The sequence below is a fragment of the Micromonospora sp. NPDC049139 genome (assembly GCF_055586845.1).
Genome location: NZ_JBVJHK010000008.1, coordinates 24,720 through 42,418 on the forward strand (window position 1 = coordinate 24,720; position 17,699 = coordinate 42,418).

General features: G+C 75.3%; 1 protein-coding gene (only partly in view). It reads left to right on the top strand.

The window, feature by feature from the left end; genetic code table 11:
- The first annotated feature begins 21 nt into the window (after positions 1 to 21).
- On the top strand, positions 22 to 17,699 hold the 5' portion of the coding sequence (locus ACZ6Q9_RS16490) for a type I polyketide synthase (protein WP_466021409.1). 12,169 nt of this gene lie beyond the right edge of the window; 17,678 of the gene's 29,847 nt are visible here — the first part of the coding sequence; it begins with the start codon at positions 22 to 24; the stop codon falls past the right edge of the window.

Here is a 17,699-nt window from a genome sequence, read left to right on the forward strand (position 1 = left end):
GTCCCCAGTACGGAGCTCATGATGTCTACGTCCGCAGACAAGGTCGTCGAGGCGCTTCGCGCGTCGCTCAAGGAGACGGGCCGCCTCCGTCAGCTCAACCAGCAGCTGACCGCTGCCGCCCGGGAGCCGATCGCGATCGTCGCGATGTCCTGCCGCTACCCGGGCGGCGTCGCCAGCCCGGAGCAGCTCTGGGACCTGGTGGCCGCCGGCGGCGACGCGATCGGCGGCTTCCCGACGGACCGGGGCTGGGACCTGGACAACCTGTACGACCCGGACGCCGACCGGGCCGGCCGGTCCACCACCCGCGAGGGCGGCTTCCTCTACGACGCGGCCGACTTCGACGCCGAGTTCTTCGGCATCTCGCCCCGGGAGGCCGTGGCGATGGACCCCCAGCAGCGGCTGCTGCTGGAGACGTCGTGGGAGGCGTTCGAGCACGCCGGCATCGCGCCGGCGTCCATGCGCGGACAGAAGGTCGGCGTCTTTGTCGGGACCGCCGCCAACGGCTACGGGATGGGCCCGCAGAGCGAGGCCGAGGGCACCGACGAGGGCTACCTGCTGACGGGCACCGCCACCAGCGTCGTCTCGGGGCGGATCGCGTACGCCCTCGGCCTGGAGGGACCGGCGGTCACGGTCGACACCGCCTGCTCGTCGTCGCTGGTCGCGCTGCACCTGGCGTGCCAGGCCCTGCGGCAGGGCGACTTCGACCTCGCCCTGGCCGGCGGCGTGTGCGTCATGGCCACCCCCAGCCCGTTCGTCGGCTTCTCCCGGCAGCGGGGGCTCGCCCCCGACGGTCGGTGCAAGTCGTTCGCCGCCGCCGCCGACGGCACCGGCTGGTCCGAAGGCGTCGGCATCCTGCTGGTGGAGCGGTTGTCGGACGCGCAGCGCAAGGGACACCCCGTCCTCGCCGTGATCCGGGGCACCGCGGTCAACCAGGACGGCGCGTCCAACGGCCTCACCGCCCCGAACGGGCCGGCGCAGCAGCGGGTCATCCGGCAGGCCCTCGCCAACGCTCGCCTGAGCACCGCCGACGTGGACGCCGTCGAGGCGCACGGCACCGGCACCGTCCTCGGCGACCCGATCGAGGCGCAGGCCCTGCTGGCCACGTACGGGCAGGATCGTCCCGCCGATCGGCCGCTGCTGCTCGGCTCGATCAAGTCGAACATCGGTCACAGTCAGTCCGCTGCGGGCGTGGCCGGCGTGATCAAGATGGTGATGGCGATGCGGCACGGGCTTGTCCCGTCCACCCTGCACGTGGACGAGCCGACGCCCAAGGTGGACTGGTCGGCCGGCGAGGTGTCGCTGGTGACCGAGGCGCGGCCGTGGCCGGTGACCGACCGTCCCCGGCGGGCGGCGGTGTCGTCGTTCGGCATCTCCGGCACCAACGCCCACACCATCCTGGAGGAGCCGCCCACCCCCGACGCCGACGGTGCGGCCCGCGCCGGCGCCGGCCCGGCGCCCGCCGTCGCCCTGCCGGCGGTGCCCGTCCTGCTGTCCGCCCGGTCGGAGGCCGCGCTGGCCGCGCAGGCCGGACGCTGGGCCCGGTGGCTGGACGCCGACGAGGCCGTCCGCCCGGTCGACGTCGGCTGGTCGTCGGTGGTGTCGCGGTCCGCGCTGGAGCACCGCGCGGTGCTCACCGCCGCCGACCGCGACGACCTGCTGGCCGGGCTGCGCGCCCTCGCCGCCGGGCAGCCGTCCGGCGCGGTGGTCGCCGGGCAGGCGGCCGACCGTGGCCCGCTCGCGGTGCTCTTCTCCGGCCAGGGCGCGCAGCGCGCCGGCATGGGCAGGGAGCTGTACGACGGGTTCCCGGCGTTCGCCGCCACGTTGGACGAGGTGTGCGCCCAGCTCGACCCGCTGCTGCCGCGCCCGCTGCGGGAGGTGCTGTTCGCCCCCGAGGGCTCCGCCGAGGCGGAGCTGCTGGACCAGACCGCCTTCACCCAGGCCGGGCTGTTCGCCGTCGAGGTGGCCCTGTTCCGGCTCGTCGAGTCGTACGGTGTGGTGCCGGACTTCGTGGGCGGCCACTCGATCGGTGAGATCGCCGCCGCGCACGTGGCCGGCGTGCTGTCCCTCGGCGACGCGTGCGCGCTGGTCGCGGCGCGGGGTCGGCTGATGCAGGCGCTGCCGGCGGGCGGCGGCATGCTCGCGGTCGCGGCCGACGAGGCCGCGGTCGCCGAGTCGATCGCCGGCCTGACCGACCGGGTCGGGATCGCGGCGGTGAACGGCCCCACCTCGGTCGTGGTGTCCGGCGCCGTCGAGGCCCTCGACGAGGTGGAACGGCTCTGGCGGGAGCGGGGCGCGCGGACACGTCGGTTGCGGGTCAGCCACGCCTTCCACAGCCCGCTGATGGAGCCGATGCTGGCCGGGTTCCGGGCCGTCCTCGACGGGCTCACCTTCGCCGTGCCGACGCTGCCGATCGTGTCGAACGTGACCGGCGCGCTCGCCGACGCCGACGAGATCCGCACTGTCGACTACTGGGTGCGGCACGTCCGCGAGGCCGTCCGCTTCGCCGACGGGGTCGCCGCCCTGCGGGCCGCCGGCGTCGACACGTTCCTGGAGGTCGGCCCGCAGAGCGTGCTGACCGCGATGACCCGCGACGTGCTGGGCCGGCAGGCCCCGGCGGACGCCGACGGGGAGGCCGCGCCGGTCGCGGTGCCCGTCCTGCGCGCCGACCGTGCCGAGGTGAAGGCCCTGCTCGCCGCCCTGGCCGAGCTGCACGTCAACGGCGCGTCCGTCGACTGGCCGGCCGTCTACGCCGACGCCGACGCGAGCCCCGTCGCCCTGCCCACGTACGCGTTCCAGCGGCAGCGCTACTGGCCCGAGCAGATGCCGGTGTCGGCCACCGGCCCGGTCAGCCCCGACGTGGTCGACGTCGAGTTCTGGTCCGCGGTGGAGCGGTCCGACGTGGCCGCCCTGGCGGCGCAGTTCGACGCCGCCGCCCTGGACGTCCTGGCCCCGGCCCTGCCGGTCCTGTCGTCCTGGCGCAAGGCGCGGCTGCGGGACGCGGTCGTCGACGGCTGGTCGTACCGGGTGGTGTGGAAGCGGACCACCGCCCCGACCCCGGCCACCCCGGTGGGCGGCTGGCTGCTGGTCGAGCCGGCCGGCGAGACGCCGGTGACGGAATGGGCCGAGGCGCTCGCGGGCGCGCTGGCCGCCGCGGGCGGCGAGGTGTCCCGGCTGGCGGTGGACCCGCTCACGGAGCGCGACGACGTGACGTCGCGGGTGGCCGAGGCTGTCGGGGACCGGCGGTTCTCCGGCATCGTGTCCCTGCTGGGCCTGCTGGACGCGCCGCACCCCGGCCAGCCGGCGGTGCCGCTCGGCACGGCCGCCACGATGGCGCTGGTGCAGGCCCTGCACGGCGCGGACATCGCGGCGCCGCTGTGGACGGTCACCCGGGGCGCGGTCAGCACCGGCGACGGGGACCCGGTCCGCAGCGTCGCCCAGGGTGGCCTGTGGGGCCTGGCCCGGGTCGCCGGGCTGGAACACCCGCAGCTCTGGGGCGGCCTGGTCGACCTGCCCGACGGGCCCGACCGGGCCGACTGGGACCACCTGGTGGGCGTTCTGACCGGCGGCGGCCACGAGGACCAGGTCGCCGTACGACCCTCCGGTGTGTTCGTGCGGCGACTGGTCCGGGCCACGCCGGCGGCGGTGGGCGCGGTCGAGCGCTGGCAGCCGTCGGGCACGGTGCTGATCACCGGTGGCACCGGGGCGCTCGGCGCCCACGTGGCCCGCTGGGTCGCGGCCAACGGCGCGGACCACGTCGTGCTGACCAGCCGCCGGGGCGACCGCGCCCCGGGGGCGGCGGAGCTGCGCGACGAGCTGACCGGGCTGGGCGCCCGGGTGACCCTGGTCGCCGCCGACATGGCCGACCGCGCCCGGGTCGAGGCGTTGCTGCGCGACATCGACGCGGACCCGGCGCCGCTGACGGCGGTGGTGCACGCCGCCGGGGTGGGCCAACTGACCATGCTGGCGGACACCGACCTGGCCGGGCTGGCCGAGGTGCTGGACGGAAAGATCGCCGGCGCGGTGCACCTGGACGAGTTGCTGGGCGACCGGCCGCTCGACGCGTTCGTGCTGTTCTCCTCCATCGCCGGCATCTGGGGCAGCGGCGGACAGGCCGCGTACGCCGCCGGCAACGCCTTCCTCGACGCCCTCGCCGAGCGGCGCCGGGCCCGCGGACTGGCCGCCACCGCCGTCGCCTGGGGACCCTGGGCCGAGGGCGGGATGGCCAGCGGCGAGGGACAGGAGCTGCTGGCCCGGCGCGGCCTCAGCCCGATGTCCCCGGCCCAGGCCGTGTACGCGCTGCGCAGCGCGGTCGGTCGGTCCGTGCCGTCGGTGACCGTGGCGGACGTCGACTGGTCCCTGTTCACCCCGGCGTTCGCCGCCGCCCGCCCCCGCCCCCTGCTCGACGACATCGCCGAGGCTCGGGACGCCCTGCGCGTGGTCGACGGGGCGCCGGAGGACGCCGCCGGCGGCGGGCTGCGGCAGCACCTGCTGACGTTGCCCCGCGCCGAGCAGGACCGGTACCTGACCGACCTCGTGCGGACGCACACCGCCGCCGTGCTCGGCCACTCCGGCACCGAGCTGGTCAAGGCGAACCGGGCGTTCAAGGAGCTGGGCTTCGACTCGCTGACCGCGGTCGAGCTGCGCAACCGGCTCGGCGCCGCCACCGGGCTCACCCTGCCCACCACGCTGGTCTTCGACTACCCGAACCCGGCCGCCCTCGCCGACCACCTGTCGGCGACGCTGCGCCTGCACGAGGTCGACACCGTCGCCACCTGGGGCCCCGCCGGGCCGGTGGACGACGACCCGATCGTCATCGTCGGCATGAGCTGCCGGTACCCGGGTGGCGTCGCCAGCCCGGACGACCTCTGGGACCTCGTCGCCACCGGGCGCGACGGGATCAGCGGCTTCCCCGAGGACCGCAACTGGGACATGGGCCGGCTGCTGGCCGTCGACGCCGACGGACGACCGGTGTCGCACACCCGCGAGGGCGGCTTCGTCGACGGCGCCACCACGTTCGACCCCGGCTTCTTCGGCATCTCGCCCCGTGAGGCGGTCGCCATGGACCCGCAGCAGCGGCTGCTGCTGGAGGCGTCCTGGGAGGCCATGGAGCAGGCCGGAATCGACCCGGACGAGCTGCGCGGCAGCCGTACCGGCGTCTTCGTCGGCGCCTCCCCGTCGGGGTACGGCACCACCGACACGCCCGCCGAACTGGCGGGATACCAGCTCACCGGCGGCGCGCACAGCGTCATCTCCGGCCGGGTGTCGTACACCTTCGGCCTGGAAGGCCCGGCGGTCACGGTCGACACCGCCTGCTCGTCGTCCCTTGTGGCGGTGCACCTGGCCGCCCAGGCGCTGCGCGGCGGCGAGTGCGACCTGGCGCTGGCCGGCGGCGTCACCGTCATGGTGACCCCGGGCGCGTTCGTCGAGTTCTCCCGCCAGGGCGGCCTCGCCCCGGACGGGCGCTGCAAGTCCTTCGCCGCCGACGCCGATGGCACCGGCTGGTCCGAGGGCGTCGGCGTGCTGCTGGTCCAGCGGCTCTCCGACGCCCGGCGCGAGGGCCGTCAGGTGCTCGCCGTCATCGCCGGCAGCGCCGTGAACCAGGACGGCGCGTCCAACGGCCTCACCGCCCCGAACGGGCCGGCCCAGCAGCGGGTCATCCGGCAGGCCCTCGCCAACGCCCGCCTGAGCACCGCCGACGTGGACGCCGTCGAGGCGCACGGCACCGGCACCGTCCTCGGCGACCCGATCGAGGCGCAGGCCCTGCTGGCCACGTACGGGCAGGACCGTCCCGCCGACCGGCCGCTGCTGCTCGGCTCGATCAAGTCGAACATCGGCCACAGCCAGGCCGCCGCCGGCGTCGCCGGCATGATCAAGATGGTGCAGGCGATGCGGCACGGCCTGCTCCCGTCGACCCTGCACCTCGACGAGCCGACCCCCCACGTGGACTGGTCCGCCGGCGCGGTGTCCCTGTTGACCGAGGCCCGTCCCTGGCCGGCCGTGGACCGGCCGCGCCGGGCCGCCGTGTCGTCGTTCGGCATCAGCGGTACGAATGTCCACCTCATCCTGGAACAGCCGCCCGCCCCGCCTGCCGGGGACGAGCCGGACGCCGGCGGCGAACCGCCCCGGACGCCGGCGGTGGCGCCGGTGCTGCTCTCGGCCCGCGACGCGGCCGGGCTGTCGGCGCAGGCCGGCCGCTGGGCGGCGTGGCTGAGCGGGGACGCGACCCTGCGCCCGCTGGACGTGGCGTGGTCGTCGGTGACGTCGCGGTCGGTGTTGGAGCACCGCGCGGTCGTGTCCGGTGCGACCCGGGCCGAGCTGCTGGCGGGCCTCGAAGCCGTGGCGGCGGGCGAGCCCTCGGCCGGTGTGGCCTTCGGCCCGGGCGGGCAGCGGGGCCAGCTCGCGCTGCTGTTCTCGGGTCAGGGTGCGCAGCGTGCGGGTATGGGCCGGGAGTTGTCCGAGGCGTTCCCGGTCTTCGCGGCGGCGTTGGGCGAGGTGTGTGCGCAGCTCGATCCGCTGTTGCCGCGTCCGTTGCGGGAGGTGCTGTTCGCCGAGGCGGGCACCCCGGAGGCGGACCTGCTGGATCAGACGGTGTTCACGCAGGCCGGGTTGTTCGCGGTTGAGGTGGCGTTGTTCCGGCTGGTGGAGTCGTTCGGTGTGGTGCCGGACATGCTCGCCGGTCACTCGATCGGTGAGATCACGGCCGCGCACGTGGCCGGCGTGTTGTCCCTGTCGGACGCCGCCGCGTTGGTGGCGGCTCGGGGTCGGTTGATGCAGGCGCTGCCGTCCGGTGGCGGGATGCTGGCGGTCGCCGCTTCGGAGGAGGCGGTGGTCGAGTCGATCGCGGGTCTGGGCGACCGGGTCGGGATCGCGGCGGTCAACGGGCCGACGTCGGTGGTGGTGTCCGGTGACGTCGAGGCCCTCGACGGCATCGAGCGGACCTGGCAGGGCCGGGGTGTCCGGACTCGCCGGCTCACCGTCAGTCACGCGTTCCACAGTCCGTTGATGGAGCCGATCCTCGATGAGTTCCGCGCGGTCCTGGACGGGTTGACGTTCGCGTCGCCGTTGCTGCCGGTCGTGTCGAACGTGACCGGTGCGGTCGCGGATGCCGAGGAGATCCGCACCCCGGAGTACTGGGTGCGGCACGTCCGCGAGGCCGTGCGGTACGCCGACGGGGTCGCCGCGCTGCGCGAGGCGGGCGTGGACACGTTCCTGGAGGTGGGTCCGCAGAGTGTGCTGACGGCGATGGCGGCGGACATCCTGCCCGAGGATGACGCCGTGCTGGCCGTCGCCGTCCAGCGTAAGGACCGGCCGGAGACGCACGCCCTGCTGCACGCCCTGGCCGACCTGCATGTGCACGGCGTGCCGGTGACCTGGCAGCAGTGGTTCACCGACACCGGCGCACGGCGGGTCGACCTGCCCACGTACGCCTTCCACCGCGAGCGGTACTGGCTGCCGCCGGCCGGCCAGTCGGCCGACGTCTCGGGGGCGGGCCTCGGTGTCGCGCGGCACCCGCTGCTCGGCGCGACCGTCTCGGTCGCCGGCGAGGACATGGTGGTGCTGACCGGCCGGCTGTCGGTGACGACCCACCCGTGGCTCGCCGACCACGTCGTGTCCGGTGCCGTGGTGGTGCCCGGCACCGCCCTGGTGGACCTCGTCGTCCGGGCGGGCGACGAGGTCGGCGCGTCCCGCGTCCGTGAGCTGACGGTGCTCGCCCCGCTCGTGCTGCCCGCCACCGGCGGCGGAGTGCGGGTGCAGGTCCGGGTGGGTCCCGTCGACGGGACCGGCAGCCGCTCGGTGACCGTGCACTCGCAGCCCGAGGACGACCCGGAGTCGGGCTGGACCCGGCACGCCGACGGCCTCGTCGGCGCCCCGACGGGCGACGAGCCCACCGTGGGCGCGTGGCCGCCGCCAGGAGCGGCCGAGGTGGACGTCACCGGTTGGTACGAGACGGTGGCCGAGCACGGGCTCTCCTACGGGCCCGTCTTCCGGGGGCTGCGCCGGGCGTGGACCGCAGCGGACACGGTGTTCGCCGAGGTCGCCCTCCCCGACGAGGCGGCCGGGGAGCCGGCCGGGTTCGGCGTGCACCCGGCGTTGCTGGACGCCGCCCTGCACCCCGTCGGGCTGCTGCCCGCCGACGAGGCGGGCGGCGGGGCCCGGGTGCCGTTCGCGTTCGAGGGCGTGCAGGTCCACGCGGTCGGGGCGCGGACGCTGCGGGTGCGCCTGACCGGGTCCGGCAACTCCGTGCGGCTGGTCGCCGTCGACGAGACGGGCGCGCCGGTGGTGTCGGTGGACTCGCTGACGCTGCGCGAGATGACCGGGTCGGTGGCGGCTCCGAACGAGGCCCACCGCTCCCTGTTCGAGGTGTCCTGGCAGCCCGAGCAGATCACCGCGCCCGACGGCGGGTACGGCTGGGTCGTCCTCGGCGACCGCCCGGTCGACGGCGCGCCGCAGCTCCCCGCGTACGCCGACGTGGCGACGCTGGCCACGGCCATGACGGACGGGACCGCCGCCACCCCGGCGGCGCTGCTGCTGCCCGTCCCCGCGACGCGGCCCGAGACGGACGTGCCCGACGCGGTGCGGTCGGTGACGGCGGACGTCCTCGGCGCCGTGCAGGCGTGGCTGGCCGCCGACGCCCTGGCAGACTCGCGGCTGGTCGTGGCGACCCGCGGTGCGGTGGCCACCGGCCCCGACGACCGCGTCACCGACGTGGCCGGGGCGGCGGTGTGGGGCCTGCTGCGCTCGGCGCAGTCGGAGCACCCCGGCCGGATCGTGCTGGCCGACCTGGAGCCGGGCGCCGACCTGGACGTCGACGCGCTGACCCTGCTCGCCGGCGCCGCCGACGACCCGGGTGTCGGCGGGCAACTCGCGGTGCGGGCCGGCATTCCGTACCTGCCCCGGCTCGTCCGCGCCGCCGGCGGCGCACCGGCCCCGGCGACCCTCGACCGGGGGACCGTCCTGGTGACCGGGGGCACCGGATCGCTGGGCGCCCTGGTGTCCGAGCACCTCGTCACCGCGTACGGCGTGCGCTCGCTCGTGCTGGTCTCCCGGCAGGGCCCGGCGGCCGCCGGCGCCGACGAACTGGTGGCGCGGCTGACCGCGCTGGGCGCGGCCGTCCGCGTGGTCGCGGCCGACGTCACCGACCGTGCGCGGGTCGGCGAGCTGGTCCGGGCGGTCACCGCCGAGGACCGGCTGGCCGGTGTCGTCCACACCGCCGGTGTCCTGGACGACGGCGTGGTCAGCGGAATCACCGCCGACCGGCTGGCGGACGTGCTGGCGCCGAAGGTCACGGCGGGCTGGTGGCTGCACGAGGCGACCGCCGACCTCGACCTCGACCTGTTCGCGCTGTTCTCCTCCGTCGCCGGGGTGCTCGGCTCTCCCGGCCAGGCCGCGTACGCCGCCGGCAACGCCTTCCTGGACGCCCTCGCCCAGGTGCGGGCGCAGCGCGGGCTGCCCGCGGTCAGCCTCGCGTGGGGCATGTGGGACACCGACGGGATGGCCGCGTCGATCAACGACACCGACCGGGCCCGGGTCAGCCGGTCCGGCCTGGTCCCGATGACCGCCCAGGTCGGTCTCGGGCTGTGGGACGCCGCCCTGGCCCACGGCGGGGCGGCGCTGGTCCCGGCGGTCGTCGACCTGCCCGCCATGCGGGCGCAGACCGCCGCGGGCCGCGTACCCCCGATGCTGCGGGCCCTGGTGGGACCGGCCGCGAAGCGCCGCCGCTCCGGCACCGGAGGCTGGGCCGACCGGCTGGCCGGGCTCGACCCGCAGGAGGCGCGGACGCAGGTCGACCTGCTCGTGCGCGGACTGGTCGCGCAGGTCCTCGGCCACAGCGGCGCCGAGCAGGTGCCGGCGGACCGGGCGTTCCGGGAGCTGGGCTTCGACTCGCTAACCGCGGTGGAGCTGCGCAACCGCATCAACAGCGCGACCGGGCTGCGGCTCACCTCGACGCTCGTCTTCGACTACCCGACCCCCGGCGCTCTCTCCGACCACCTGTACGAGCAGCTGTCCGGCCAGGTCGCCGACCAGCAGCAGGCCGTGCGGGCGACGACCGTCGACGAGCCCATCGCCATCGTGGGCATGGCCTGCCGCTACCCGGGCGGCGTGACGAACCCGCGGCAACTGTGGGACCTGGTCGCCGGCGGGTCCGACGGCATCGGCGAGTTCCCGACCGACCGGGGCTGGGATCTCGACCGGCTCTTCCACCCCGACCCGGACAACCCCGGGACGTCGTACACGCGGCACGGCGGCTTCCTGTACGGGGCGGCCGAGTTCGACCCCGGGTTCTTCGGCATCTCGCCGCGCGAGGCCCTGGCCATGGATCCGCAGCAGCGGCTGCTGCTGGAGACCTCGTGGGAGACGTTCGAGTCGGCGGGCCTGGACCCGCAGCGGCTGCGCGGCAGCCGGACCGGCGTGTTCGCCGGGCTGATGTACCACGACTACGCCTCGGGCGTGCAGGACCTGCCCGAGGGCGTGGGCGGCTACCTCGGCACCGGCACCTCCGGCAGCGTGCTGTCGGGTCGGGTGGCGTACACGTTCGGCCTGGAAGGCCCTGCGGTCACCGTGGACACCGCGTGCTCGTCCAGCCTGGTGGCGTTGCACCTGGCGGTGCAGGCGCTGCGCAGCGGCGAGTGTGACCTGGCCCTGGCCGGCGGCGTGACCGTCATGGCCACCCCCGGCACGTTCATCGAGTTCTCCCGCCAGCGCGGGCTGTCGCAGGACGGCCGGTGCAAGTCGTTCGCCGCCGCCGCCGACGGCACGGGCTGGAGCGAGGGCGTCGGCGTGCTCCTGGTGCAGCGCCTGTCGGACGCGCAGCGGGAGGGCCGGCGCATCCTGGCGGTGGTGCGCGGCAGCGCGGTGAACCAGGACGGCGCGTCGAACGGGCTGACGGCGCCGAACGGCCCGTCGCAGCAGCGGGTTATCCGCCAGGCCCTCGCCAACGCCCGCCTGACGCCGGCCGACGTGGACGCCGTCGAGGCGCACGGTACGGGCACCACCCTCGGTGACCCGATCGAGGCGCAGGCGCTGCTGGCCACGTACGGGCAGGACCGGCAGGGCCGGGAGCCGCTGTGGCTCGGCTCCATCAAGTCGAACATCGGCCACACCCAGGCCGCGGCCGGGGCGGCCGGCATCATCAAGATGATCATGGCGATGCGGCACGGCGTGCTGCCCTCGACGTTGCACGTGGACGAGCCGTCCCCACACATCGACTGGAGCGCCGGAGCCGTCTCCCTGCTCACCGAGGCGCGCGACTGGCCGGCGGCGAACCGGCCCCGGCGCGCGGCGATCTCGTCGTTCGGCGTCAGCGGCACCAACGCGCACGTGATCATCGAGCAACCGCCCGCCGAGGCGGAGCCCACCCGGGCCGCCGGCGGGCCGGCCAGCGGCGCCGAACCCGCCGCCGAGCCGGTGCCGGCCCCGGTGCTGCTGTCGGCCCGGTCCGAGGCCGCCGTCGCGGCGCAGGCGGACCGATGGGCCCGCTGGATCGCCGCCGACGAGGACCTGCGCCCCGTCGACGTCGGCTGGTCGTCGGCGGTCAGCCGGGCGATGCTGGAACACCGCGCGGTGGTCACCGCGACGCACCGGGACGAGCTGCTGGCCGGGCTGCGCGCCCTCGCCGCCGGTGAGTCGTCCGGCGCGGTGGTCACCGGCACCGGCGCGGCGCGTACCCAACTGGCCGTGCTCTTCTCCGGCCAGGGCGCGCAGCGCGCCGGCATGGGCCGAGAACTGGCGGCCCGCTTCCCGGTGTTCGCGGCGGCGTTGGGCGAGGTGTGTGCGCAGCTGGATCCGCTGTTGCCGCGTCCGTTGCGGGAGGTGTTGTTCGCCGAGGCGGGCACCCCGGAGGCGGACCTGCTGGACCAGACGGTGTTCACGCAGGCCGGGTTGTTCGCGGTCGAGGTGGCGCTGTTCCGTTTGGTCGAGTCGTTCGGTGTGGTGCCGGACTTCGTGGGCGGCCACTCGATCGGTGAGATCGTGGCGGCGTACGTGGCCGGCGTGTTGTCCCTGGCGGACGCGTGCGCGTTGGTGGCGGCGCGGGGTCGGTTGATGCAGGCGCTTCCGGCCGGCGGCGGGATGCTCGCCGTGGCCGCTGCCGAGGCGGCCGTGGCGGAGTCGATCGCCGGGCTGGGCGACCGGGTGGGCATCGCGGCCGTCAACGGGCCGGCGGCCGTGGTGGTCTCCGGTGACGTCGAGGCACTGGACGAGCTGGAGCAGTTCTGGCAGGGCCGGGGCGTCCGGACCCGCCGGCTCACGGTGAGCCACGCGTTCCACAGCCCGCTGATGGAGCCGATGCTCGACGAGTTCCGCACGGTCCTGGCGGGGCTGGCGTTCCGGGCACCGCTGGTGCCGGTCGTGTCGAACCTGACCGGGGCGCTCACCGACCCGCAGGAGATCACCCGCGCCGAATACTGGGTCCGCCACGTCCGGGAAGCCGTCCGGTACGCCGACGGCGTCGCCGCCCTGCGCGCCGCCGGGGTCGACACCTTCCTCGAGATCGGCCCGCAGAGCGTCCTGACCGCGATGAACGCCGACCTGCTCGCCGACGACGCGCTCGCGGTGGCCCTCCAGCGCCGGGACCGTGACGCCCCGCAGGCGCTGCTGGCCGCGCTGGCCGAGCTGCACGTCCACGGCGTGCCGGTGACCTGGCCGCAGTGGTTCACCGACTCCGGCGCCACCCGCGTCGACCTGCCGACGTACGCCTTCCAGCACGAGCGGTACTGGCTCGGCGCGGGTCAGGCGCGTACCGCCGACGTGTCCGGCGCCGGCCTGGGCGTGGCCGGGCACCCGCTGCTCGGCGCGGCGGTCACCGTCGCCGGCGCCGACATGGCCGTGCTGACCGGCCGGCTGTCGCTCGCCACCCACGCCTGGCTCGCCGACCACGCCGTCTCCGGCGTCGTGGTGGTGCCGGGCGCGGCGTTGGTGGAGTTGGCGGTGCGGGCGGGCGACGAGGTGGGCGCGTCGCGGGTGCGGGAGCTGACGATCGCCGCGCCGCTGGTGCTGCCCGATTCCGGCGGCGTGCGGGTGCAGGTGCGCGTCGGCGCGGCCGACGAGGTGGGCACCCGGGTCGTGGCGGTGCACTCCCAGGCCGAGGGCGACCCCGAGGCCGAGTGGGTCCGGCACGCGGAGGGTGTGCTGGAGCCCGCGTCGGCCGACGAGCCGGGCGTGGGGGAGTGGCCCCCCGTCGGCGGCGTCGAGGTGGACCTGGCGGGCTGGTACCCGACGCTGGCGGAGCACGGTCTGGCGTACGGGCCGGTGTTCCAGGGGCTGCGCCGGGTATGGACCGCCGAGGACGACGTGTACGCCGAGGTGGTCCTGCCGGACGAGGTGGCGACGGAGGCCGCCCGGTTCGGGGTGCACCCGGCGCTGCTGGACGCCGCCCTGCACCCGATCGGGCTGCTGCCCGGTTCGGAGCAGTCGGGTGGGGCGCGGGTGCCGTTCGCGTTCGAGGGTGTGCAGGTGCACGCCTCGGGTGCGCGCGTGCTGCGGGTCCGCCTGACGCGTGTGGGTACGACGGTGCGGCTGGTCGCGTGTGATGAGTCGGGCGCCGCCGTGGTGTCGGTCGACTCGCTGGCGCTGCGCGAACTGACCGGCGTGGCCGCGGCGAACGCGGCGGCCCGCTCGATGTTCGAGGTCACCTGGAAGGCCGAGGAGGTCGCCGCCGCCGAGGACGTCTCTGGATGGGCGCTGGTGGGCTCGCCGGCCCCCGCCGACCTGCCGGCGTTCCCGGACGTCGAGGCGCTCGTCGCAGCGGTCGAGGCCGGTCAGGTGGCCGCGCCGACGGGGCTGGTGCTGCCGGTCGACGCGCCGGCTGCCGCCGTCCCGGACGCGGTACGCGCGGCGGCGTCGGCCGTGCTGGCGGCCGTGCGGTCGTGGCTGGCGGCGGACGTGTTGGCGGATTCGCGGCTGGTGGTGGTGACCCGGGGTGCGGTTTCGGTCGGTGCCGAGGATCGGGTCACGGATCTGGCGGGTGCGGCGGTGTGGGGGCTGCTGCGGTCGGCGCAGTCCGAGCACCCGGGGCGCATCGTCCTCGGGGACGTCGACGGCGACCTGGACGCCGGGACGCTGGCCGTCATGGCTGCGGTGGCCGACGAGCCGGTGGCGCACGGCGGTCAGGTCGCGGCACGGGCGGGTGCGGTGTTCGTGCCCCGTCTGGTGCGTGCGGTCACCCCGGCGCCGGCCGACGGCCACGTGGTGGGCGACGGCACGGTGCTGGTGACCGGTGGTACGGGTGCGTTGGGCGCGTTGGTGGCTGAGCATCTGGTCACCTCGTGGGGTGTGCGGTCGCTGGTGCTGGTGTCGCGGCGGGGTCCGGAGGCTGCGGGTGCTGGGGAGTTGTCGGAGCGGTTGACCGCGCTCGGTGCTGCCGTGCGGGTGGTGACCTGTGACGTGACGGACCGGGATCAGGTGTTCGGCCTGGTCGCCGAGGTCGCCGCCGAGGGCCGGTTGGCGGGTGTGGTGCACACCGCCGGTGTGCTGGACGACGGTGTGGTCGAGGGGTTGACCGCCGAGCGGCTGGCTGGGGTGTTGGCGCCGAAGGTGTCGGCGGGTTGGTTCCTGCATGAGGCGACGGCGGGTCTGGGTCTGGATCTGTTCGTGGTGTTCTCGTCGGTGGCGGGGGTGTTGGGTTCGCCGGGTCAGTCGGCGTATGCGGCGGGTAACGCGTTCCTGGACGGGTTGGCGGTGTGGCGGCGGCAGCTCGGGTTGCCGGCGGTGAGCCTGGCGTGGGGCATGTGGGACACGGCGGGCATGGCGGCCTCGATCGACGAGGCGGACCGGGCACGGTCGGCGCGGGCGGGTCTGACGCCGATGAGTGCCGAGACCGGGTTGGAGCTGTTCGACGCCGCGCTGGTGGCGGATCGGGCGGCCCTGGTGCCGGCCGTGATCGACGTACCGGCGATGCGGGCGGCCCTCGGCACCGCCGGCCCGGTGCCGGCCGTGCTGCGTACCCTGATCGGGTCGACGGCGTCCCGGCGACGGGCCGCGCGGGGCGGCGACTGGGCCAACCAGCTGGCGGGCCTGGCGCCCGACGAGGCGCGGGCCCAGGTCGACGTGTTGGTGCGGGGCCTGGTCGCGCAGGTGCTCGGGCACGGCGGCGCGGAGGCGGTGCCGGCGGACCGGGCGTTCCGGGAGCTGGGCTTCGACTCGCTGACCGCGGTCGAGTTGCGTAACCGGCTGAACGCGGCCACCGGGCTGCGGCTGGCCTCGACGCTGGTGTTCGACTACCCAACCCCGACCGTGCTCGTCGACCACCTCTACGAGCAGGTCTCCGGACAGATCACCGCCCGCCGGACGGCGGTGCTCACCGCCAACACCGACGAGCCGATCGCGATCGTGGGCATGGCGTGCCGCTACCCGGGTGGGGTGGAGTCTCCCGACCAGTTGTGGGAGTTGCTGGCCGCCGGTGGTGACGGGATTTCGGAGTTTCCGGCGGATCGGGGTTGGGATCTGGAGTCGTTGTTCGACCCGGACCCGGACCGCAGTGGTACGTCGTACACGCGGCACGGTGGTTTCCTGTACGGGGCGGCGGAGTTCGATCCCGGGTTCTTCGGGATCTCGCCGCGGGAGGCCCTGGCGATGGATCCGCAGCAGCGGCTGCTGCTGGAGGCGTCGTGGGAGACGTTCGAGTCGGCCGGCCTCGACCCACAGCGGCTGCGGGGCAGCCGTACGGGCGTGTTCGCCGGGGTGATGTACCACGACTACGCCTCCCGCCTGATGGACCTGCCGCCGGACGCCGAGGGCTTCGTCGGCACGGGCACGTCGGGCAGCGTGCTGTCGGGGCGGGTGGCGTACACGTTCGGCCTGGAGGGGCCGGCGGTCACCGTCGACACCGCCTGCTCGTCGTCGCTGGTGGCGCTGCATCTGGCCGCGCAGGCGTTGCGCAGCGGCGAGTGTGACCTGGCGCTGGCCGGTGGCGTGACGGTGATGGCGACGCCGGGGACGTTCATCGAGTTCTCGCGTCAGCGGGGCCTGTCGCAGGACGGTCGGTGCAAGTCGTTCGCCGCCTCCGCCGACGGCACCGGCTGGTCCGAGGGCGTCGGCGTGCTGCTCGTGGAGCGGTTGTCGGACGCGCGGCGCAACGGGCACCGCGTGTTGGCGGTGGTGCGCGGCACGGCCATCAACCAGGACGGCGCGTCGAACGGCCTGACCGCCCCGAACGGTCCCTCGCAGCAGCGCGTGATCCGTCAGGCGTTGGCGAACGCGCGGCTCACCCCGGCTGACGTGGACGCTGTCGAGGCGCACGGCACGGGCACCACGTTGGGTGATCCGATCGAGGCGCAGGCGTTGTTGGCCACGTACGGGCAGGAGCGTCCGCAGGATCGGCCGCTGTGGTTGGGGTCGGTGAAGTCGAACATCGGGCACACGCAGGCCGCCGCCGGTGTGGCGGGTGTGATCAAGATGGTCATGGCGATGCGGCACGGCATGGTGCCGGCGACCCTGCACGTGGACGAGGCGTCGCCGCACGTCGACTGGACGGCCGGTGCGGTGGCCCTGGCGACCGAGGCGACGCCGTGGCCGCAGGTGGACCGGCCGCGTCGGGCGGCGGTGTCGTCGTTCGGCATCTCCGGCACCAACGCCCACGTCATCATCGAACAGCCGCCGGCCGAGGTGATCGAGGGCGAGATCGTCGGCCGCGAAGTGCCGCCGGTCGTGCCGGTGCTGCTGTCCGGTCGCGACGCCGCCGCGCTGTCGGCGCAGGCGGGCCGGTGGGCGCGCTGGCTCGCCGCCGATGAGGCCTCGCGTCCGCTGGACGTGGCCTGGTCCTCCGTCACCACCCGGCCCGCGCTGGAGCACCGGGCGGTCGTGACCGCCGCCGACCGGGGCGACCTGGTCGCGGCGTTGACCGCCCTCGCCGACGGCGACCCCGTCGGTACGGTCGTCTCCGGCGCTGCCGGGCAGCGGGGCCATCTCGCGCTGCTCTTCTCCGGTCAGGGTGCGCAGCGCGCCGGCATGGGCCGGGAGTTGTCCGCCCTGTTCCCGGACTTCGCGACCGCGCTGGGCGAGGTGTGTGCGCAGCTTGATCCGCTGTTGCCGCGTCCGTTGCGGGAGGTGTTGTTCGCCGAGGCGGGTACGGCCGAGGCCGGGTTGCTGAATCAGACGGTGTTCACGCAGGCCGGGTTGTTCGCGGTCGAGGTGGCGTTGTTCCGTCTGGTGGAGTCGTTCGGTGTGGTGCCGGACTTCGTGGGCGGTCATTCGATCGGTGAGGTGACCGCCGCGTACGTGGCCGGGGTGCTGTCCCTGGCCGACGCGTGCGCGTTGGTGGCGGCGCGGGGCCGGTTGATGCAGGCGCTGCCGGCCGGTGGCGGCATGTTGGCCGTGGCCGCCGACGAGGCCGCGGTGATCGAGTCGATCGCCGCGCTGGGCGACCGCGTCGGCACCGCCGCCGTCAACGGGCCCACCTCGGTGGTCGTGTCGGGCGCCGTCGAGGCGCTGGACGAGGTGGAGCAGCTCTGGCAGGGCCGGGGTGCGCGCACCCGCCGGCTCACGGTCAGTCACGCGTTCCACAGCCCGTTGATGGAGCCGATGCTCGACGAGTTCCGCGCGGTCCTGGACGGGTTGACGTTCGCGGCGCCACTGGTGCCGGTGGTGTCGAACGTGACGGGGGCGCTCGCCGACGCCGGCGACATTCGTACGCCGGAGTACTGGGTGCGGCACGTCCGTGAGGCGGTGCGCTACGCCGACGGGATCACCGCACTGCGGAACGC